Source organism: Marinomonas foliarum (assembly GCF_003337275.1).
GTDB lineage: Bacteria > Pseudomonadota > Gammaproteobacteria > Pseudomonadales > Marinomonadaceae > Marinomonas > Marinomonas foliarum.
In genome coordinates this window covers 49,399-70,073 of the sequence record NZ_QPJQ01000024.1, presented here as the reverse complement: position 1 = coordinate 70,073, position 20,675 = coordinate 49,399, and the positions used below count along the sequence as shown (strand labels likewise).

Below are 20,675 nucleotides of genomic sequence, written 5' to 3'. Positions count from 1 at the left end.
GAACTCATCGGTATAACGTTTTCCACTCATAATTCACCTCATTTTTACCTATTATTATATAGCTATGAGATGTCTATTAAAGTGGGTCCATACCAGCCAGTAGTATCTCCTTTAATTCCGATACCTACATCAATCGCACCTTAAGTCATCATGAGCACCGTTTAAAATCCATCGTGGAACTCACTGAAAACTACATCGAAAGTGCTGTTGTGAATGGCAGAGCGAAAGGACGTTCTGAAGAAGAAATTTGGGAGGATATTTTTTTCAGTCTGCGTCATTTTAAATTTGGCTTTGAAGGGTATGTATGGATAACAGACTACAATGCGAAAATTTTAGCCCATCCATCACCACTTTTTAATGACACTGATTTGTCGCTTTACATTGACGTTGATGGCGAGCGTGTCATTCCAAAGTTGGTGGATTTGGCGCTTAAAGAAAACGAAGGCTTTTACAAGTATAAGTGGAATCGGCTTAACGAAACGCAGATTATTGATAAATACTCTTTTGTTAAAAACATGGCTCAATGGGGCTTTGTTATTGGGGCTGGTGTTTACATTGACGACCTTGAAAAAGAGATCGCTGCACAAAAAGAAAAAGCTGTTAATGACATTGCTGACGTTCTAAAAGACATTAATATTGCCAATAATGGCTATTTGTATGTGTTTGACTCACAAGGCAACATGCTGTTTCACCCTAACGCTAATATCAATGGCATTAACTTCAAAACACAGCTTAACCCTGTGACAGGCAATCCGATTTACAAAGACCTGATGGCGATGGCGGATACAGGTGAAGAGCTGTATTACAAATGGGATCGTCCAGATGACCCAGGACGTTACAATTATGAAAAGTTGTCGCTTACACGACACTTGTCTGGTTTTGATTGGTACATCAGTTCGTCGGTATATTTTGATGATTTAATGTTCAGTTCGATCCAACTGAGCCAGCGCATTGTGGCAATTGGAGTAGTGGGTTTATTCGTTGGTGCGCTGCTGGCGTTTTTATTTGCTAAATGGATTACCTCGCCAATTCGCAAGCTGTCATTGACAGCGCAAAAGATCAATAAAGGCGATTTGATGGCAAAAACGGGCATTAAACGTAATGATGAACTGGGCGTGCTCGCCGAGTCTTTTGATTATATGGTGTCACGTTTACGGGATAATATTACCACCTTAAACCTTAGAGTTGCAGAGCGGACCCAAGGCTTATCAGAAAGTAATCAACAGCTGTTAGGGGCCGTGCAAAGACTGGAATTAACCCAATCTGAGTTACGGGCTGCTGAGGCAAGACAGCGACTCATTCTTAATGCTCTGCCAGCACAAGTCGCTTATTTAGACAGCGATTTGCATTTTGTGTTTGCCAATCGTGAATACCTCGAAATTTTTAACGAAACCAAAGACAGTATTGTTGGTAAGCCTATCTCAAGTGTGGTGAACCCTGAAATGTATGCCGCAATCAGCCCACATATTGAACGTGCGCTGCAAGGTGAACGCGTTATTTATGAATACCCTTTAATTGACAAGGGCAAACCTATTTTAACGCGACGAACGGTATTGCCTTTTTATGACGATAACAAAAAGGTAGTGGGCTTATTAACCTTATCGATTGATATTACCAAAGAACGCGAAACTGAAAATCGCTTGGCTGAAGCCAGTAAAATGAAAACGGTAGGGCAGCTATCGGGTGGTCTTGCCCATGATTTTAATAATTTACTCACCATCATTTTGGGTAATCTTTTAGAATTACAGCTTGAAGATACGTTTCCACAAAAATGGAATTATCACTTAGTACCAGCAATAAGAGCCACTCGCCGTGGTGCCGATTTAACTCGGCGCTTATTGGCTTTTTCTCGTCGTCAGCCATTATCTCCCAGTTATATTGAGCCTAAGTCTCTTATTCACGATGTGGTAGAACTTATTTCCGCGCCTTTACCAGATAATATTGTCTTGATAACACAAGTTATAGACCACTGCCCTGCTATTTATGTTGATTCGGCCCTCATGGAAGACGCATTGGTAAACCTGATGTTGAACTCTGCAGACGCCATGTTAAAAGGTGGACGATTAACCTTAGCCGTTAATAAGGTCAATGGGGCAACCTTGTCGACTCATTATTCTTTTGATGAGTCTATTTCGCCGGGGCAATATGTTTTATTTACGATACAAGACAGCGGAACAGGCTTTACGCCGGAAGCCTTAGTTAAAGCGTGTGAACCGTTTTATACCACTAAATTATCTGGTGCGGGGACGGGGCTTGGATTGAGCATGGTGTTTGGTTTCGTTAAACAGTCAAAAGGTTATATGCGAGTAGCGAATAACGACGATATTGGCGCCTGTGTTGAAATTTTATTACCTGCGACTGATGGTACAAATAACAGCTCTCCATGCATTTTGCCAACTACAAAACGCTTGTCAAAAGAAAGTAAAGACGCGCTGGTTCTATTAATAGAAGACAACCAAGATGTTCGCTCTGTTGTCCGCCAGCAGCTAGTGGGGTTAGGCTACGCTGTGATCGAAGCCAGCACCGCCGATGAAGCTATGAACTTACTTAACATGGGCTTACCTTCCTTAGTAGGCGTGGTGTCAGACGGAGTGATGCCAGGATCAGCAACTTGTTATGATGTGAATGTGTTGATTCAAAAAGAATACCCCAAAGCCTTTTTTATTCTGATGACAGGTTACAGCGATAAACTGGTTAACATTGAATACGACGGTATTTTTTTACAAAAGCCTTTTGATAGCAATGCACTATTTAATGCAATAGAGGTAAACTTTATAAATAATTCAGGACACAATAATGACTAAAAAATGTCTGATTTATATTGTTGAAGATGAAAAAGATCTGGGGACCTTGATTTGTAATACACTGAATCAATTCTATTTTGACACAAAATATTTTGGTAATGGTCTAGAAGCAGAGCAAAATATTGCGGTTAAGCAACCAGATATTTGTATTATCGATCTGACATTACCTGACATGGACGGCATCGATCTGATTCGACGATTACAGCACAAAAATATCGGCATTGTTATAGTGTCAGGAAGAGACGCCTTAACTGATCGCGTGCTTGGACTTGAACTCGGAGCAGACGATTATATAACTAAACCCTTTGAGCCGCGTGAGTTAGTCGCACGGGTGCAAAGCTTGCAGCGGCGTATGCAATCACACGAAGAAAAGTCAGTTAATAAAATTCAATACGCTCGATTTTCTGGGCTTACTTATCATCCAGGGTCACTTACACTCAATACTGATACACCACGTCAAGAAACCTTGAGTCGCGCAGAAGCAGATATGCTAATGGCTCTACTTAAACATCCCTATCAAATACTGTCACGTGACCAATTATTGGGAGAAAATACTGTGCCTTATGATCGCAGTATTGACGTACGCGTTTCTCGGTTGCGTAAAAAAATCCAACCAGAAAATGATAAAAATTCTCTAATCAAAACCGTCTATGGCGCGGGTTATATGCTGGTCACGGAAGTGGAGTGGGAGTGATGTTCCAAGGTAAGCAATGGGATGGACTCATCTGGACTTCATAAGACACCTCTTGATTAACTAGATTTTAACGTTAATGGGTGTCTAGTAAAGTATGGGAAGTCCAGTTTGGGCTTTACAGAATTAGTAGACGCATTGATATAGTAAAGCAGATTTGGCGGAAAGTAGGCCTACTAAAACTCTAATTTAAAGGAGCATTTTTGTATTTAAGCTGTTTTCATATTGTGACCAAGATAGACATATAAAAGAACTTTAATCCACATTTTTCAAATACCTAAACTTCTATTATTTTATTGATTTATAAGGTTTTATGTGGATTAATGGTGCTTTAAGAATACTTGTGCAGTTCCCTCCGGAGGCGAAGGTCGGAGGTTCAAATCCTCTCGGGCGTACCATTTTTAATTCCCGCACATGTAAAAAACAATCAATTCTTATGATAGCCAAATAATGGTCAGTTGGTGATTGCTGGGCTCTATTGTTCTTGAAAAAGTCGTGCCCCAAAAAAGCCAGTATGGATATCCATACTGGCTTAAAAAAGGGATTATTTTCGATTTATTACATTAGTGCTGTTTACCAGCTGTGGTTTAAGGTGAGAGTGATGTCTCGGCCTGGGTTGTAGAAATCTGCTGAACCAGAACCCGCGACGTATTCTTTACCTAGCAAGTTGCTGATGTTCATAGAAAGTTGGGTATCTTGTGTAACCTCATAGCCAAAAGAAGCATCGACTATGACAGCCGATTCACTTTTTGAATCGTTGGTATTAGTGAAGTAGTAGGAACCGATGTAACGCGCCCCTAGACCGACAGACATATCTTGACGTGGAAGTGTGTAGTGCCCCCATACAGAAGCGGAATGCTTGGGTGTGTATGAGATCGTTTTACCTTCGTAGGTATCATCTTTGGTAATTTTTGGTTCCATGTATGAGTAACCACCTGAGATGCTTAAATTATCGGTTAACTCCGCTCGAGCTTCCAAATCCACACCTTTCACTTGGTTTTTACCAATGGTTTCACGAACGATGCCGCTACTTTGGAAAGATGAAGTTTCTACATTGCTTTTTTCAAGATCGTAAACAGCAATAGAGAACAGGGCGTTCATATTACTTGGTGAGTATTTAACACCGACCTCAGTCTGGTCGCCGCGGACAATTTTGGTACTTGTCGCTGATGGTGGTGCTACTGACTCTACTTGGCTTATGTAGGCAGACACTTCATCGTTAAATTTATATGTAAATGCTGAGCGGAAGGTGTCTTCTGAAAAGTCATTTGATGACTTTGTGCTGGTTAAATAGTCAAACTGGTCAACATCGATGTTATCGTGACGTGCACCGAGAGTTAGGATGTATTTATCGTCTAATGCGAAGTTTTGTTGAACCAACACAGCTTTTGTTTGGAAATCGGTTTTTGTGTGGCTAGCAACTGGTAGATTAGCTGGTACACCAGTGTATACAGGATTATTAATATTTATATCACTGATGGGAGATGTGTCGCCTCTCTTTGTGTAGCTTGAACTGGCATTTTTAGATGAGTTTTGATACTCGATACCAAATACAGTACTACTGTCTAGGCGATCAAAACTAATGTCATATTGCCCGAGTAAGTTGCCGTTGAACTGTTCTAGCTCTGAATCTTGGGCGTAATAATCACGTCCCATAATGTTGCCAGAGGTGTTTGCAGAATACTTATTCAAATATATATAACCAAAGTTATCCTCGGCATCGCTGTAGCGTAAATTTGAAATAACTTTCAAGCCGTTATCAAGCTTGTGGGTAATATTGGCACTGATATTGGTTCGCTCTACATCATGAGAATTATAATCAGGTTCACCATAAAATAGGCTGCTGTCGTAGTCTTTACCAGCAGGATAACCGCCGCTGTTTGGTGAAGAGTCGGTTTTTAAGTAGTCAACAATTAGGTTGGCTCTGGTGTTGTCATTAGGCTCCCAAGCAAGGCCACCCATGATGAATTGTGAATCGTCTTTTGAGTAATCATATTCTCGGTCACTGTCTTTTATTTTACCCGTTAGTCGGTAAGCTAGCGTTTTGTCTTCATCCAGTGTGTCGCCGACATCGATGCCGACTTCTTTATGGTCATTAGAGCCATAGGTGACGAAGGCATTATTAAAACCATAGAACTTTGGTTGTTTACTCACAAAGTTGATGGAGCCGCCTGGGTCAGCAGGACCAAATAAGGTGGAGTTCGCGCCACGGATTACTTCAACACGTTCGAAAGCATAAGCGTCTTCTCTGATGCCTCTCATGGAACCAAGCGTTAATCCATCGCGATAGGTTGTGGCGCTAAAGCCGCGAATTTGGAAATAATCGTTTCGGTCATCGGTACTGTAGTAACCTGTCACTGTAGCTGGTGTGTATTCAAGCACTTCTTCTGTGGTGCTGGCGCCGCGTTGTTTGATTTCTTTTTCAGTAATGACAGAGACAGACGCTGGCGTGTCTTGAATGCTGGTGGCGACTTTGCCACCGACCCATAACTCTTTTGCCACAACAGATTCGGCATCATTGTCCTCAATAACCTGATCATTGACGATGATAGGGGAAAGGCGAAAAGTGCCTGCTTCACTTTCTGTTTCTGCATAACCAGCTATTGGTGTTAGTACGGAGTAGCAGAAAAGTGTCGCGGCAGCACAGTGGCTTTGCTTTAACTTCAAGGGAAGAGTGCTTTTCTTGTTCATTTCAGGTTCCTCTATAATTTATGTTATGAAAACGGTATTGCTAATGATTATTGATAAAAATTTGTAATAATTAACGGTTTCAATTTGCTGTGTTTAAGTGTGTTTTATTTTCTTGTGCCGCCCAATTGGCAAAACCATTGGGCGGCCGGAAATAGGATCTGTGATGACTTGGCTCTGTAGGCCAAAAACAGCGTGAATCATGTCTTCTGTTACCACCTCGTTTGGCGTTCCATTGGCACATACTTGACCTTGTTGTATGGCTATCAGTTGGTCTGAATAACGCGCAGCTAGATTAAGGTCGTGCAATACCAATACGATGGTGGTGCCACGGGTTTGGTTTAGGTCGACCAGCAGATCCAATACTTCAATTTGATGAGCGACGTCCAAGAAGGTGGTTGGCTCGTCTAACAGCAATATGTTGGTTTCTTGTGCTAATGCCATGGCGATCCAGACGCGTTGGCGTTGCCCACCTGATAATTCGTCTATTTCTCGGTCCAAAAGTTCTGTGGTTTTGGTAGTTTCTAGTGCTTTGGCAATGGCTTCATCGTCTTCTTTGCGCCATCTTGATAAGAATCCATGATGGGGATGTCTGCCACGGCTGACTAGATCACTAACCGTGATACCTTCCGGTGCAATGGGGGATTGGGGTAATAAGCCAAGCGTTTGCGCTAGTTGTCGTGTTGGCGTGCTGTGTATCGATTTTCCGTCAAGTAAGACTTGGCCATTAGATGGTGATATTAAGCGTGACATAGTACGCAATAATGTGGATTTTCCGCAGGCATTGGCGCCAATAATAGACGTAATTTGGCCGGGTTTAATTGCTACATTGATGTCGTTAAGGATGGTTTTTTCACCATAACCAGCGGCAAGATGATCGACAACGAGTTGATGTTTTAGTGTCATAGTGAGCCACCTTTACGATTGACACGAATAATAAGGTAAATAAGGTAGGGCGCGCCTAGAGCGCCAGTAATCACACCGACAGGGTAGCGACTCGGCAGCAAGAATTGTCCGATGTAATCACCGCCCATGACTAAGCAAGCCCCAACTAAACCAGAAGGAATAAGCAGTGAACCATTGTTCTTCACAAGGCGAACAGCAATGGGACCTGACAAGAAAGCAACAAACGCAATAGGCCCTGTTATCGCGACTCCCACAGCAATCAGCCCAACAGCGGATACAATGACGGTAATGCGCGTCATGCCGACACGAACACCCAATGCATGAGCGGTATCGTCGCCCATTCGTAATGCTTCTAGGTCTCGAGAGCGGCTTAGTAAAAATCCACCGAACACCAATAAAGACAGAATGAGTGGTAAGGCTTGATGGATTTGTGCGGAGTTGACACTGCCACTAAGCCAACGCATAGCTTCTTGGCGGTCCCATGCTTGCGCTTGTGATAGCAAATACACAATAAAGCTTTCAATCATCGCAGAGACGCCAATACCAACCAGAATAAGTCGAGCACCTGACGCACCATTTCGATAGGACAACCCATAGACCGCTAAGGCAACCAATAAGCCTACGGCGATTGAGAAGAAGGCCACGCTAGAGCCATCCATGTGCAGCACAATAATGGCAAATACCGCGGCGGCGGTCGCACCTGAACTTACTCCGATAATATCGGGGCTGGCCAATGGGTTTCTTAGCATGACTTGAAATGCCACGCCAGCCATACCAAAGCTCATGCCGACGAGAAGAGAAATAATGGCTCGTGGTAGGCGTAATTGACCCACCACAAAAGACGCGCCTGGGACATTTTCACCCAATAAAACGTTTATGACGTCTTGTGGTGGTGTAAAGGATTGCCCCAAGGTTAAGGTGATTGAAAACGCAGCCACAGCCAATAAGCAAAGTAAGCTAACCACGCATTTCCAGCGCTTAGATCGGTTTTTACGTCCATTGGTAACGCGTGCGAGCGTCGAGCTTGTGTTAATCATAACTCTTTCACCCGTTGTCGACGGACAATCCAGATGAAGAAAGGTGCGCCAACAAAGGCGGTCACGACGCCGACAGAAAGCTCGCTGGGTCTTGATATAATGCGTCCTAACACATCCGCACTTAATAATAAGCAAGCACCGACGAGCGCTGAAAAAATGAGCAGCCAGCGGTTGTCCACTCCGACAAGCAGTCGACATAAATGGGGAACCACGAGACCAACAAAACCGATGGGGCCACAAATGGCGGTTGTAGCACCACAGAGTAAAACCGCAGACAGCCAAGCGATGGCACGAATCCAAGCGACATTTTCTCCTAGCCCTGCGGCGATATCGTCCCCAAGCGCCAGTGTATTGAGCTTTCTAGCCACAAATACACTGAGTAAAAAGCCAACGATCAGAAAGGGCAGTACAAGTTGTATGCTGTCAAAGGTGGCACCTCCGACGCCGCCAATTTGCCAAGAGTTTGCACTGCCAGCAATGTCATTTCTTGGCAAGACGACAGCCATAATAAAAGAAGACAGTGCAGCCGAGGTTGCGGCACCTGCTAAAGCGAATTTGAGCGGGGTGGATTTGCCGTAGCCTAACGAACTAATGAAATAGACAAAGATGGCTGTTATGCCAGCTCCTAAGATGGCGAGCCAAACATAGGTTTGCAGTTGGTTGATACCAAACCATGCTAGTCCAATAACAACAAAGAAAGCGGCACCCACATTAACGCCAAGGATCCCTGGGTCGGCTAATGGGTTTCGGGTCACACTTTGCATAATAGCACCCGATAACCCCAAGGCGCAGCCCGCAAGAATTGCGAGCACTGTGCGTGGTAGGCGCATGGTGACAGACGCTTCTCCCATGGTATTCATCTGGCCTTGTAGCGCTCCTATTATTTCTTGCCAAGAGACATCTCTCGTGCCAATGGCAATAGAGGAAAAGCTCAACAGCAGCAAAGTGGCGATGACGACGAATAATGCAATGGGCTTCTGCTGTAAAAGGCCTTTATGTTTGGCGTTACCTTGGCTCATTTTGCTTTACGAGCCGCTTCTGCAAGCGCTTGAAGGTAATCATCTAACACCCAAGTAATAGACAGTGGCGTCGGATTAGCTGCAGTCGCCATTTTGCTACTACCAAGCATGACGATAGAGTCATTTTTAATAGCTCGCATTTTTGACATAAGTGGGTTCGATTCTAAAGGCGTCAGTAATTCTTCATTGCCATAGGTAACAAAAATGTCTACGTCGTTAAACATGTCTATTTGCTCAATGCTGCTTTCGCCAGAGAAGAGCCCATCTTTACTGATGTCTTTGATGCTTTGCGGAGAGTGCATACCGAGGTCATCAAAAAATTTCACACGGGTATCATTGGCGCTGTAAAAACGAATGACGCTTAAATCGGTTGGATCCAGATGTGTGATAAACATGGCTGATTTGCCTTTTAGCTCCGGGTATTGGTCAACACGTTTGGCGATGTCTTTTTCAATGTTGGTAATGAGCTCTTCGCCTTCTTTTGCCATTCCCAACCCAGCGCTATTGATGCGAATCATGCTGCGCCAATTGGTAGACCAAGGCTTGTCTGGGAAAGCGACGACAGGTGCTATCATGCTTAGCATGTTGTAGTCGGATTGGCTTAAGCCGGAGTAAGCCGCCAGAATAACGTCGGGTTGTGTGGCGGCAACCGCTTCGAAATCGATTCCATCGCCTTCATCGAATAACACTGGGGTTTTGGCGTTGAGTTTTTTAAGGCGATCAGCCACCCAAGGCAACAAACCATCGTTATCGTCGTCACCAAATGTGGCGGCAGCAAAACCAACGGGAACGATACCCAAAGCAAGTGGTACTTCATGGTTTGCCCATGCCACCGTCGCCACGCGTTTTGGTTTATGAGTAATCGTTGTCGAGCCGAAAGCGTGTTGAATCGTAATAGGGAAGCGAGAGTGGTCTGCAGCCCATGCATTATTTAAAAATATAGAAATAATGGTGATAACGATAATCATCTTCATATTATTTATGTGCCATGCCAATCAAATTTAGTTCGAAATAAAGGAGCGAGGTCGTAAGTAATTACAATCTAATGAGTGAGTTTTGATGGAAATGAATCTCATCATCAATTGTAAAACGAGTCGGATGATAGAGTTAATCTTCAGAATATAATTGTATAAATCGGTCGTTTTCGTCTTGAGCCAGTTGCTTAGGTGTCAGGCTAGAATACTTTTTGATCAATTTTATGTAGTGAGATTGGTCGTTAAAACCTTCTTTGGGAAAGAGTTCACCGACCTTGAGTGAGTCGAAGCTGTGGCGAAACCGTAAAATGTCACAGTAGCTTTTTAGCGGTAAGCCAAGCCACTTATTAAAGTATCGATTGATTTGGCGGCTGCTCCAATTTGCTGCTTGGGATATTTCAGTCACTGTTATTGAACCGTGGGTCTTATAAATCAGTTCTGACATGACTTTTTTTCGAGGGTCTATTGGCGCTGTCAGCTGTGAAGCAAAATAAAAACTGAGCTTGTTAGCAAAAGTATCCAGGCTTTTTAGATCGTTTAGTTCTATGCCAGCGAAGCCAATATCGAGTGTAATGCGATCATTCAGAATGTCGGCGACAGATGTGCTTAATAAATACTCTGCGGCCAGTATTTTTAAGCGAACACCAAGTAATACAGAGTGTTTGGGCATGGCGCCTACTTTGGCGTCTGTTTCTAGTCCAACCAAGGAAATATGCAGCGGATACTCGGCATTGTGGAAAAAATACAAATCAATGCCGCCATCAGGGAAGGTGGAAAGTTCTTCATCTTCATCGCTTGGATTTTCGATCATCCAAAAGCTTTCAATAAATGGAGCTAAGTCGTCGTTTGGTTCTAATGACGTTAGTTGAATGGTTTCTTTCATTACCTAATCGCAAAAGTTGTAGGTGAGTGTGGCGCGTTCGTTCCTTCGATGGCTACTTTAAATGTAAGTTGATAGTATAACGATTAAAAAGCGATCTTCTAGCGTCAATTGAGATAGATTCGTATTAACCCTTGGTGGTCATGAATAAACGCTGAGGATAAAGAGGTGATACATGATCTGGCAACTAAGAAAACTGAACGGTTATTACATTGCTATCTCATTGGCGATTGTTTTTTCTTGGTGGGGCTTTCTAGATGATAAGGCGTCCGACTACGTTTCCTCTTCCTTGGTGCAGGCGTTAAGTGCCTTTGGCTTAGCTAAGTTGTTTAACGCCATTGTGTCTGTGCTGCAAAGCATCCAAATCAGTGTGTTTGTCAGTTCTGTTACGATTGGCGAGTTATTAGATCCATTCAACGACATGGTGGAAGATTTTTCTGGTGTGATGAAGGTGGCGGTGTCTTCGCTTATTTTCCAAAGCATTCTGCTCAAAATTATTGCCACTGTGTATTTCAAAGCCTTTGTTACTTTATCGGGTTTGCTGTTTGGTTATTTGTATTGGGCAAAAAGCCGTTTTACCGAAGTGGCTTATAAAGTCTTTGTGACGGCGGTTGGTGCGAAGTTTTTATTGGTGCTGGTGGTTTTATTGTCTGCGTTAGTCGATGCCTCGTTTTTAAATGAAGAAAAGACGCAAACCATGGATAAAATCCAAGTACATTCTAACGAGATGAGCGAAGTTACGACAGGGCTAGGTGTTGCAGCGGATCTCAAACAATCCCTTGATAAAGACAAACAGGCGCTACAAATCAGGCTGAATGTGCAGCAACAAAGCCTGTCAGAGCATGATGAGCGTTTGGTAGATTTGACCGCCCAGAATGAGTCTCTTAATCGCTTAATTTCGGCGCGCAAAGAGACATTGTCGACCATGGATATTTTGTTTAATAACGATGACATGCTGGCTGGGTTGCGAACGCAACAAGGCCTTTTAATGGACGAACGGCAACGTACAGAGCAAGACATCAAAATGTCGAAAAGTAAGATTGAGGCTTTGCAGCAATCCATAGACGACCTTGGCAATCTTACTTTAGAAGGCCAAGGTTTTTTCGCCTCTATTAAACAAAGTACATTTGGGCTGAGTCATTTCAAAGACAAGATCAGCGAGTATGTGGAAACCCTTAATGGTTTGGTAAACGACTTCCTTACTTTATTGGCGTTGTTTGCCTTCAATACTGTATTGATCCCAGTGTTGTTTCTCTATTTAGGGGCAAAGGGTTTTAAACTGGTTTGGCAAATGAAACCGTCTGATCTGATTGAGAGAGCTAAAAAAGGCGTGAAAGAGAGTTTCTAAGTTGTGGCTGCTTGAAGGAGAGAGTTCCAGTTTTGTCTATTTTGACTGACTAGTCATCTTTTTTCTGTTTCATTGCGTATAGTCTGTAGTGTAAAAATTAGCGCCATTCATTTCCGATAAGATAATAAGGAGATTATATGATTACGGTTCATCATTTAGAAAATTCTCGCTCCCAGCGTATTTTGTGGTTGCTGGAGGAGCTTGGGCTTGAGTATGACATTGTGGAGTACAAGCGAGACCCTGAAACCGCTTCTGGTCCAGAATCTTTGAAAAAAGTACATCCGTTGGGTAAGTCTCCGGTGATTACTGATGGGGATTTAACCGTGGCTGAGTCGGGAGCGATTATTGAATATTTGTTGGATCAGTATGATACGGAAAAGCGTTTGAGGCCGACGGATGGCAAAGCACTGCTGGATTATCGCTATTGGCTGCATTTTGCTGAAGGCTCTTTAATGCCTTTGTTGGTAATGAAATTGGTGATGATGAAGATTCCTAAAAGTCCGATGCCTTTTTTTGTGAAGCCAATAGCCAAGGCGATTTCGGGTAAAGTCCAAGAAAAATTCATCATGCCACGTATTACGCCGCAGATGCAGTTTATTGAAAAAACACTGGGTGAGCATACATGGTTTGTCAGTGAGGAATTAACCGCCGCGGATATACAAATGAGCTTTCCTTTACAGGCTTCAAGTACTCGAATGAGCATGTCTGAATTTCCGAATATCGCCCGTTTTATAAAACAGATAGAGGCTTTACCTGCTTATCAAAAAGCCTTGGCAAAGGGTGGTGCTTTTACTACTTTGTAGGTTTTTCGTGTTTATTTTCTTCATAAAAAAGAGCAAGAGAGTCACTTGCTCTTTTTTATTGCTCAAACCGGTTTGATTTATTGATATCGATTCTCATTTGTAGTACTTTCCCACCTCGTTAAAATATTCTGATTTAAATGAGGCTATACGCGGTCATGAATCCTGAACGTCAAACATCCCAACAGGTTGGTGAGCTTTATGCTGAGCATAGCTCATGGCTAAATGGGTGGATTCGTAATCGCTTAGGTTGCCATGAGCTAGCGGCAGATATTGCACAAGACACTTTTGTGCGATTGCTAAAAAAGCCGAAATACTTCTCGAACATGGGAGAAGCTCGAGCTTTTTTAACCACCATAGCGAAAGGTTTGTATATTGACCACTGGCGTCGCAAACAGATCGAGCAAGCTTGGTTGGAATCCTTGGCGCATTGTGAAGAAGAATTTGCTGCGTCAGCTGAGCATTCGGCCGCTATGATTGAGTTGCTTTGCGAACTAGACGCCATGATCGCTAAGTTACCTAAAAAAGTGGCGAATACACTCATTTTGTCTCAACTTCATGGTTTGACTTACCGCGAAATTGCCGAACGTTTGTCTGTCTCTGAACGTATGGTGAAACGCTATATGGCGCAGGCCATGTTGCAGTGTCTTTTGTTTAAATCTGATCGGTCTCTTTAGCACCTATGTCATCTTCTACTCAGCCCAATCATGCCCATTTAGAAGCCGCTTCAGAATGGTTTGCTGTGCTGTCCGATAAACCTGTTGCAGAGGACGATTTGCGTGCTTGGCAAACCTGGCTGAATGAAGACGAAGCGCATCGCAAGGCTTGGCATCAAGTTGAGTCCGTGGGAGCGATATTTTCCTCTTTCCAATCTACTCAGCAGTCAGCTGGTTATGTATTAGAGCATAGCCAAGCAATGAGCCGTCGGCAGTTGATGAAGGGCATGTTAGGGGTGACGGGGGTTGCTGTATTAGGTTGGGTTGGTTGGAATGAAACACCGTTGCCAACCTTAGCGTCATCATGGATGGCCGATTTTCATACTCAAGTCGGACAAGTCTCTCACCATGATTTGGAGGGTGGCATTCAAGTTTGGTTAAACACCAATAGCGCAATGAACCGATCTTTTGGTGATCATTATCATAGTGTGTCTTTGGTGGCAGGAGAAATGATGATTCAGACTCAGTCTGCTGAGGGTGGACAAGTATTTTCTGCGGCTTGTCGAGACGGTGTGATTAATGTTGGCATGGATAAGGCGCGCTTTTGTATACGTCAGTTATCAGATTCTGAAACTGTTTTGGCGGTGTATGAAGGGGCCGTGTCTCTAACTCCGCTAGAATCAGACTTAGCAAAAACCTTTCAAGCTGGGCAAGAAGTAACTTTTACTGCTCATTCTATGAGTAATGCCAAGCCCGCATCTTCGCTATATGACACTTGGCGAAATGGGTTGTTGATTGTTGAAGATATGCCATTAGTGGATTTTATCGATGAAATAGGGCGTTATCATTATGGTTATATTAACCTCGATTCCAGTGTGGCTGACCTCCGAGTGGTGGGGACGTTCCCTAATCACAACCTAAGTATTGTCCTATCTATGTTGTCTAAATCGTTTCCTATTCGTGTGAAGCATCCATTGCCTTGGTGGGTGAGTATTTCAGCGGCTTAGTCTTAACGGAAATTATTTTTTTTAAAGCATTTTTTATGTCCCCTTTTCTTACCCATGTTCGGTAATAGTAATAAGAAGTATTATTATTACGGAGTTTGCATGACCCTTTTTAGTTTACCTCAGCGACGAAAAAACAGCCGCTGCGTCTTGTCATTGTTTTTTGTTAATACGTTACTTGCTGGCGGTGTTGGTATGGCGCTTACACCTACAGTGTATGCTGAGTCGATTTCGGCAGAAATCTACAATTTTAATATTTCAGCTGGACCTCTAGCTAAAGCGATTAACGACTTTGCGGCAATATCTGGTGTCTATTTGGGCGGCAATGGGCAGCTGTTGCAAGGTAAAAATACGCTCGGGGTCGAAGGTAACTACTCTGCGAAGCAAGCATTAGATTTGTTATTGGCTGGCACGGGGCTTTCTTATGAGGCGGGAGAAGGGCGGAGCATTGTATTGATAGACTCTAGTTACGTTTTTGAAGTTGGAAATGGTGTCACTATGGCGCCTCTGCTGATCGCGGGAGAGAAGGAGCAAAAGAGAATAGGTGAAAATGTCATGAACTCAAGTGAAATTGAGAGTATGGCTGGTGATACATCTAATCTAACAGATTTATTGAAGGGAAATGGTGCGGTTAGATTTAGTCGTTCTTCAAGCTCCTCAGCAAATAGCGCAAGTATGCGCCCAGATGAAGTGTCTATTCATGGGCAGTCTCATTATCAAAACTCATACGTAATCGACGGAATGTCCGCCAATAATGATTTGAATCCAGGAGATTCTGAAGATACCTACTCTAATCCAATTTCCCCGACAAATTTGAGTATGCTATCGGGCAGTTCCTCTCAAAGCTATTATGTGGATCCTGATGCACTTGAGTCTGTCACCGTATACGACTCTAACGTACCTGTTGAGTTTGGCGGCTTTCTCGGGGGGGTGATTTCTTCGAAACTTAAACAATACGATGGCGAAGATTATTTGTCAGTAAAATATGCTATTTCTAAGGATGAGTGGGATGAGATGCACGCTGATGAGTCTTTAGCGGAAGATATGGCTGATGGTGATTCGTTAGAAGGAGAGTATACGCCTGAATACTTAAAACAGCGCCTAACATTAACGGGGGCTCAGGGGATCACAGATAAACTAGGTATGACGTTTACAGCATCAAGGGCTACTTCAGCTTTTGATCAGAGCTATGTGAAAAACATCGGTAAAACCGTTTATGGCAAACAAGGCGTTGAGTACGATGATACGGTCGATAATTTCATGGCTAGATTTGATTATAGAGCCAGCCAAGACTTAGACGTTGGTGTGTCCATGCTCTACGCCAACCGTTATCACGATGGGGTCACCAATGCGTCTTATGATTCGGCATTTGTTAAGTCTCACCAAGCAACGGGACTTGGTATAGACACAGAGTACCGCACGAACTCAGGCGTTTTGAAGGCGCTGCTTTCTTATGATGAAGCAAAAGACACCCTAGATTCAGACGATTCAACTTATACCTACCATTATGTTGATTATTACAATGGAAATTGGCCGTACTCCGGTGGTTATGGAAATGTAAATCAGCAGCAAAACAGTGCAAATTTCACGGTTGAATGGCTACAACAAGCGTTTGATATAGGGTCGTATGAGCATTCTTTACAAACAGGCTTGGAGCTAGGTTATAAGAAAATGTTCTACGAAGTAGAGGGTGATATTGTTAGTGAAAACTATCGATGCATCAACAGTGGGTGTGCTGATAGTAACGGAGACGGTGTGATTGACTATGATGATGAATATCTACGTACTACTAATATTATTGCCGCAAACAAATTAGAAAAAACTTACCATTCAGCTGCCGTGTATTTTTCAGACACCATCAAAAAAGGTGACTGGACTCATTATTTAGGCATTCGTGCTGATTATAGTTCCAGCCTAGGGAATATTGATTTATCGCCTCGTGTTACAACAGAGTGGGACGTTTTCAGTGACCAGCAAACCAGATTCTTGGCAGGAGTAAACCGCTATTACGGTCGTGATTTTTTCCGGTATGAAGTTAATAGTACATTGCGTTCATGGCGAACCATGTATCGTTATAACTCTGATGGCAGCTTGAATAAGCAAACGAACTATACCGATCAATCTTTCCGTGATTATGACCTTGATACACCCTATTCTGATGAGTGGAATATTGGCGTGATGCAGCGCTTTGGCGTAGTAGACGTCACATTGCAATTCGTTAACCGAGAAAGCCGTGATCTTGTTACGCGAACAGAAACGTATGATGGTCTAGATTATTATTCCAATGACGGTCGTAAATCTACTGATACGGTGTCATTAACATTCGAAACACGTAATCCATTTGAGGTTGGAGGTACAGATACTTATGGCGAGCTATCTATAAGTTACCAAGAAAGTGAAAGTAATACGATTAGTGATGTATCTTATGAGGAAACCATTTCCTCTGATGAAATTTATTATAAAGGCGGTGTGATTTACGAATCTCAATTGCCATCATTCGATTTTAATATTCCTGTAAGTATTAGTTTTTCAACACGTACAGAGGTTCCTGATTGGCGCTTGATTGTTTCCAACAGCATTAACGTGCAATCAGGAGGAAAAGTCGCGCAAAACACGGGTGAAGATTACACCAACTCCACAGGAACCTACGATATCTATGACGATTTAAAGTTTGACCAACTGATTACTTTGGATACGTCAATTGAATGGAAGCCAGTGCTGTTTGCAGAACTGGAAGGCTACATTAAGTTGTCGGTGAATAATGTATTTGATGATTATATTGATAAATCGACCAGTTCAAGTAGTTACTCTTATACCCTTGGACGTTCTAGTAGCTTAGAGGTCGGCATGCGTTTTTAAGCCGATGTAGCTAGTCCTATCTTTTTCTAATAAACAAATGCTCTGTCGAGCATTTGTTTATGGCCGTTATCTAATTTTTTCCCTATGAGCGATTTTATGCTTTTTCTTCAGAATATTTTACGTGTGCTTGGCTTAACTTGTTTGATGGTGTTTACGTTTCAGGCGGTTGCGAATGACGAAGGTTTATCTTGGGACAAACGCGTTGTCCACGGCGAGCTGGCAAACGGTTTTCGCTATTACCTGTTTGATTCACGCCAAGAAAAAGACGCGCCTAAAGGTTTGACCTTAGCCAATTTGGTGGTGCTTTCTGGTGCCATTGATGAAGAAGAAAACCAGCTAGGCGTTGCGCATATGGTGGAACATATGGTTTTCCATGAAAGTGATGGATTGCCGCATGGGGTGCGAAAAGCCTTTACTGATTTGGGGTTAAAGCAAGGTCGTGATTTTAATGCCATGACGAACAGCGAAAATACCCGCTATATGGTGAATTTGAAAAATACCACAGCAGAACAGCTGAATGCGGTGTTAGGGATTTATCAGCAAATCGCCTTTCATGCCAAGATCAAAGCGTCATCATTGGACAAAGAACGTTTAATTATTCAAGAAGAGTGGCGTGGTAAGCTGAGCCATCGTTCTCGAGTTAATGACGAGAAAAAAGCCTTATTGCGGGTTGGTTCTTTGTATCCCGAGCGCCCGGTTATTGGCACACAAGAAACCATAAAAAATACCCAAGCAAGTGAGCTTCGTCATTTTTACCAAGATTGGTATGCACCTAATAATATGGCTCTGGTAATTTATGCGCCTGTCGATAGTGTGGAACTAGAGAAACAAATTAAACGTACATTTGGTAGTGAGCCAAAGCGGGTATTACCAAAGCGGCACCCTAAAGATCCGCTTTTAGATACAGATCTTAAAATGGGTCAACTGACGGATTCGGGCAGTAAAGTGAACCGTGTGGCGCTTTTGTACCGTTTTAAAAATGAACATGCCAACACGGATGAGAGTCGCCGTGATGGTTTGATTGATTACATGACACGAAATTTATTAACCGATCAAATTCGTCGACAAAGAGATGTATTGCCAGATCATGTGCGTGTGTTATCCAGTACCAAAGGCTCAGTGTCACCAAACGTGGATATTCTGGGTTTTTCGGTGAATGTTGATGAGGGGTACCACGCGCTAGGTTTAGAAACGTTGATCCAAGAGTTAGAACGGATCAAGGCCCATGGGTTTTACCAACAAGACTTTGATCAGGTTTATCAAAAAGTGGAAAAGGTAGCCGAACGTAATAAAGATGCGTCTAAGAGTCGAGGGACTATTTGGTCGGTGAAAATGGTGGACGCTGTTACGTCAGACAAAATCCTTCACGACCCTAAAGAAAGTAACGACCGACTTCTGCAGCTTGTGAAAACCATATCATTGAAAGACGTGAACGCTCGATTGAAGCAATGGCTGTCTTCCCCTGATCGCATTTTGTATACGCAAGCGGTAGGCGGAAAAAATATCGACATTGGGATGCCTGAATCCGTCACGGCTATTTTTGATGAGATGAGGTCCCGCCCGCTTGGCGCTTTAGAAAAAGAAAAAACCGTGGCGACGAAAGTGCTGCCAGAAACCGCAAAAAACGGTTCTGTATCACTCATATCAAGAAACACTGAGTTGGGTGTATCAAATTGGTCGTTATCAAATGGTGATCAGCTAACATTGCTAGACCCAAGTGTTTTGGCTGAGCGCTATCAAATTGATCCGTTAGAGACAGACACTAAAACCTTTTTCACCGCCGTTTCAGCCGCAGGTTATAACGTTAAAAATGGCTCGACTTGGGCGGAGCAAATCGCAGTGCAAATGGCGGATGCGACAGGCATTTATGGCTGGACCGATGAAGAGTTTCAGCAATGGCGCAAAGAGAATAGTGTGTTCTTGTCCTCTAAACAAAAAGCACAAAGTCTGGCTTATCGAGGGGCCATTGAAAATGATGACTTAGCTACATTGTTGGGTGTCTACAGGGCGAATCAAGTCACGCCGAATATCGATAAAGACGTATATGACAGCATAATGGCAAGTTTGAAACGAAGCGCTGGTGTCGATGTTGTTCGTCCCATTGAGATGTTCTCTCGTCGTTTGGCTCAAGCTCGCTTTGAGCAAAGCCAAACGGCTTTGGCGTTGTCTGATTTAACGCCTTTGTCATTGGAGAAGTTAAATCAAGTACGCCATAAGCAAGTTGCTTTGCCGGTACAGTATTTTATGGTGTCTCGCTTGCCAGAAAAACAAGTGACAAACTTAGCTGCTGCGTATTTAGCGAATATTCCTCGTGATACTGCTTCTTACGATCAATCGAGTTATGAAACGGCGCCTGTTATACAGCAAGCGGGTCAGGCGATTGTGGATGTTTCCTTGAATACTGAACCGAAAGCCGAATATCGTCTTTATGCGTATCAAGCTGTGCCTTGGTCGCCAATTGCGGCGGTACAGCTTACTTACTTAGGCGAGCGGTTAGAGGCGCAGTTAAAACAGCGTCTACGCAGTGAGGTTCAAGGTGTTTACAGCGTAAGAGTAGGTTTGGATCTTAATAAAGAGACTAATCGTGCCGAGCTAAAAATCCAATATTCAAGCTCTCCGGAACGGTTAGATGATTTGGCCGAGATGACCAAAAAAGCGCTTACGGAATTACCAAAGATGATAACCGAAGAGTGGGTGGATGAGATTCATAAGGCATTTGCCGATGTTGAGCAAAATCGCTTAGAAAAGGATTTTGATGGCACGTTAGTGCACCGACTTGAATTGAGCGAAACCCTGTATGGCGATGCCCGTTATCTTGATGAAATGGATGAGCTCGCTTCTGGTTTAACTGTGGTGAAGCTAAAAGCCTTCGCTGAGACTCTTAACTTTAACGATCGGGTGATCGGATTGTATCGTCCTTTGGATTAGGTATTTAGATAACGAACCTAAAAAAGTTAAATGCCCAACAATGACATTGTTGGGCATTTTTATTAGCAGCTCTTTTCTTAT

General features: G+C 43.2%; 14 protein-coding genes. 8 read left to right on the top strand and 6 right to left on the bottom strand.

Annotated features, from left to right (window positions below):
- The first annotated feature begins 89 nt into the window (after nucleotides 1-89).
- Together DFP77_RS12835 and DFP77_RS12830 are read left to right on the top strand one after the other, a co-directional pair.
- A complete protein-coding gene (locus DFP77_RS12835; RefSeq protein WP_309477163.1) occupies nucleotides 90-2,804 on the top strand; it encodes a cache domain-containing protein in 2,715 nt (904 codons plus the stop codon).
- Complete coding sequence (locus tag DFP77_RS12830; protein ID WP_114412671.1) at nucleotides 2,797-3,498, top strand: response regulator transcription factor; 702 nt, start codon at nucleotides 2,797-2,799, stop codon at nucleotides 3,496-3,498. The genes DFP77_RS12835 and DFP77_RS12830 overlap by 8 nt, the downstream gene beginning before the upstream one ends.
- A 570-nt stretch (nucleotides 3,499-4,068) precedes the next feature.
- Here DFP77_RS12830 and DFP77_RS12825 read toward each other — a convergent pair.
- From DFP77_RS12825 to DFP77_RS12800, 6 genes are all read right to left on the bottom strand, one after another.
- A complete protein-coding gene (locus DFP77_RS12825; RefSeq protein WP_114412670.1) occupies nucleotides 4,069-6,186 on the bottom strand; it encodes a TonB-dependent siderophore receptor in 2,118 nt (705 codons plus the stop codon).
- Between the two features lie 93 nt (nucleotides 6,187-6,279).
- Nucleotides 6,280-7,089 (bottom strand): ABC transporter ATP-binding protein, encoded by an 810-nt coding sequence (locus DFP77_RS12820; protein WP_114412669.1) that lies wholly within the window; start codon nucleotides 7,087-7,089, stop codon nucleotides 6,280-6,282.
- Nucleotides 7,086-8,126, bottom strand: a complete 1,041-nt coding sequence (locus DFP77_RS12815; RefSeq protein ID WP_114412668.1) for a FecCD family ABC transporter permease — start codon at nucleotides 8,124-8,126, stop codon at nucleotides 7,086-7,088. The genes DFP77_RS12820 and DFP77_RS12815 overlap by 4 nt, the downstream gene beginning before the upstream one ends.
- Complete coding sequence (locus DFP77_RS12810; protein ID WP_114412667.1) at nucleotides 8,123-9,145, bottom strand: FecCD family ABC transporter permease; 1,023 nt, start codon at nucleotides 9,143-9,145, stop codon at nucleotides 8,123-8,125. Before DFP77_RS12810 ends, DFP77_RS12815 begins: the two co-directional genes overlap by 4 nt.
- Complete coding sequence (locus DFP77_RS12805) at nucleotides 9,142-10,119, bottom strand: iron-siderophore ABC transporter substrate-binding protein (protein ID WP_114412666.1); 978 nt, start codon at nucleotides 10,117-10,119, stop codon at nucleotides 9,142-9,144. The genes DFP77_RS12810 and DFP77_RS12805 overlap by 4 nt, the downstream gene beginning before the upstream one ends.
- Before the next feature lie 133 nt (nucleotides 10,120-10,252).
- Nucleotides 10,253-11,002, bottom strand: coding sequence for a helix-turn-helix domain-containing protein (locus DFP77_RS12800; RefSeq protein ID WP_114412665.1), 750 nt, complete (start codon nucleotides 11,000-11,002; stop codon nucleotides 10,253-10,255).
- A 172-nt stretch (nucleotides 11,003-11,174) separates the two neighbouring features.
- On the opposite strand from DFP77_RS12800, the gene DFP77_RS12795 reads away from it, so the two are divergent.
- From DFP77_RS12795 to DFP77_RS12770, 6 genes are all read left to right on the top strand, one after another.
- Nucleotides 11,175-12,347, top strand: coding sequence for a hypothetical protein (locus tag DFP77_RS12795; RefSeq protein ID WP_114412664.1), 1,173 nt, complete (start codon nucleotides 11,175-11,177; stop codon nucleotides 12,345-12,347).
- Between the two features lie 137 nt (nucleotides 12,348-12,484).
- Nucleotides 12,485-13,150 carry a glutathione S-transferase gene (locus tag DFP77_RS12790; protein ID WP_114412663.1) on the top strand — a complete coding sequence of 222 codons (666 nt, stop codon included), beginning with the start codon at nucleotides 12,485-12,487 and terminating at the stop codon, nucleotides 13,148-13,150.
- Between the two features lie 155 nt (nucleotides 13,151-13,305).
- A complete protein-coding gene (locus tag DFP77_RS12785) occupies nucleotides 13,306-13,824 on the top strand; it encodes a sigma-70 family RNA polymerase sigma factor (protein WP_114412662.1) in 519 nt (172 codons plus the stop codon).
- Nucleotides 13,825-13,829: 5 nt separating this feature from the next.
- Nucleotides 13,830-14,810 (top strand): DUF4880 domain-containing protein, encoded by a 981-nt coding sequence (locus tag DFP77_RS12780; protein ID WP_114412661.1) that lies wholly within the window; start codon nucleotides 13,830-13,832, stop codon nucleotides 14,808-14,810.
- 99 nt (nucleotides 14,811-14,909) lie between these two features.
- Nucleotides 14,910-17,666 carry a TonB-dependent receptor gene (locus DFP77_RS12775; RefSeq protein ID WP_181858556.1) on the top strand — a complete coding sequence of 919 codons (2,757 nt, stop codon included), beginning with the start codon at nucleotides 14,910-14,912 and terminating at the stop codon, nucleotides 17,664-17,666.
- 96 nt (nucleotides 17,667-17,762) lie between these two features.
- Nucleotides 17,763-20,594, top strand: coding sequence for a M16 family metallopeptidase (locus tag DFP77_RS12770; protein WP_181858555.1), 2,832 nt, complete (start codon nucleotides 17,763-17,765; stop codon nucleotides 20,592-20,594).
- The last annotated feature ends 81 nt before the right edge of the window (nucleotides 20,595-20,675 follow it).

What these genes read in the sequence shown, in the direction of transcription:
- DFP77_RS12830 (WP_114412671.1), top strand. Translation starts at nt 2,797, where the DNA reads ATGACTAAAAAATGTCTGATTTATATTGTTGAAGATGAAAAAGATCTG.
- DFP77_RS12825 (WP_114412670.1), bottom strand. Translation starts at nt 6,186, where the DNA reads ATGAACAAGAAAAGCACTCTTCCCTTGAAGTTAAAGCAAAGCCACTGT.
- DFP77_RS12820 (WP_114412669.1), bottom strand. Translation starts at nt 7,089, where the DNA reads ATGACACTAAAACATCAACTCGTTGTCGATCATCTTGCCGCTGGTTAT.
- DFP77_RS12815 (WP_114412668.1), bottom strand. Translation starts at nt 8,126, where the DNA reads ATGATTAACACAAGCTCGACGCTCGCACGCGTTACCAATGGACGTAAA.
- DFP77_RS12810 (WP_114412667.1), bottom strand. Translation starts at nt 9,145, where the DNA reads ATGAGCCAAGGTAACGCCAAACATAAAGGCCTTTTACAGCAGAAGCCC.
- DFP77_RS12805 (WP_114412666.1), bottom strand. Translation starts at nt 10,119, where the DNA reads ATGAAGATGATTATCGTTATCACCATTATTTCTATATTTTTAAATAAT.
- DFP77_RS12800 (WP_114412665.1), bottom strand. Translation starts at nt 11,002, where the DNA reads ATGAAAGAAACCATTCAACTAACGTCATTAGAACCAAACGACGACTTA.
- DFP77_RS12795 (WP_114412664.1), top strand. Translation starts at nt 11,175, where the DNA reads ATGATCTGGCAACTAAGAAAACTGAACGGTTATTACATTGCTATCTCA.
- DFP77_RS12790 (WP_114412663.1), top strand. Translation starts at nt 12,485, where the DNA reads ATGATTACGGTTCATCATTTAGAAAATTCTCGCTCCCAGCGTATTTTG.
- DFP77_RS12785 (WP_114412662.1), top strand. Translation starts at nt 13,306, where the DNA reads ATGAATCCTGAACGTCAAACATCCCAACAGGTTGGTGAGCTTTATGCT.
- DFP77_RS12780 (WP_114412661.1), top strand. Translation starts at nt 13,830, where the DNA reads ATGTCATCTTCTACTCAGCCCAATCATGCCCATTTAGAAGCCGCTTCA.
- DFP77_RS12775 (WP_181858556.1), top strand. Translation starts at nt 14,910, where the DNA reads ATGACCCTTTTTAGTTTACCTCAGCGACGAAAAAACAGCCGCTGCGTC.
- DFP77_RS12770 (WP_181858555.1), top strand. Translation starts at nt 17,763, where the DNA reads ATGCTTTTTCTTCAGAATATTTTACGTGTGCTTGGCTTAACTTGTTTG.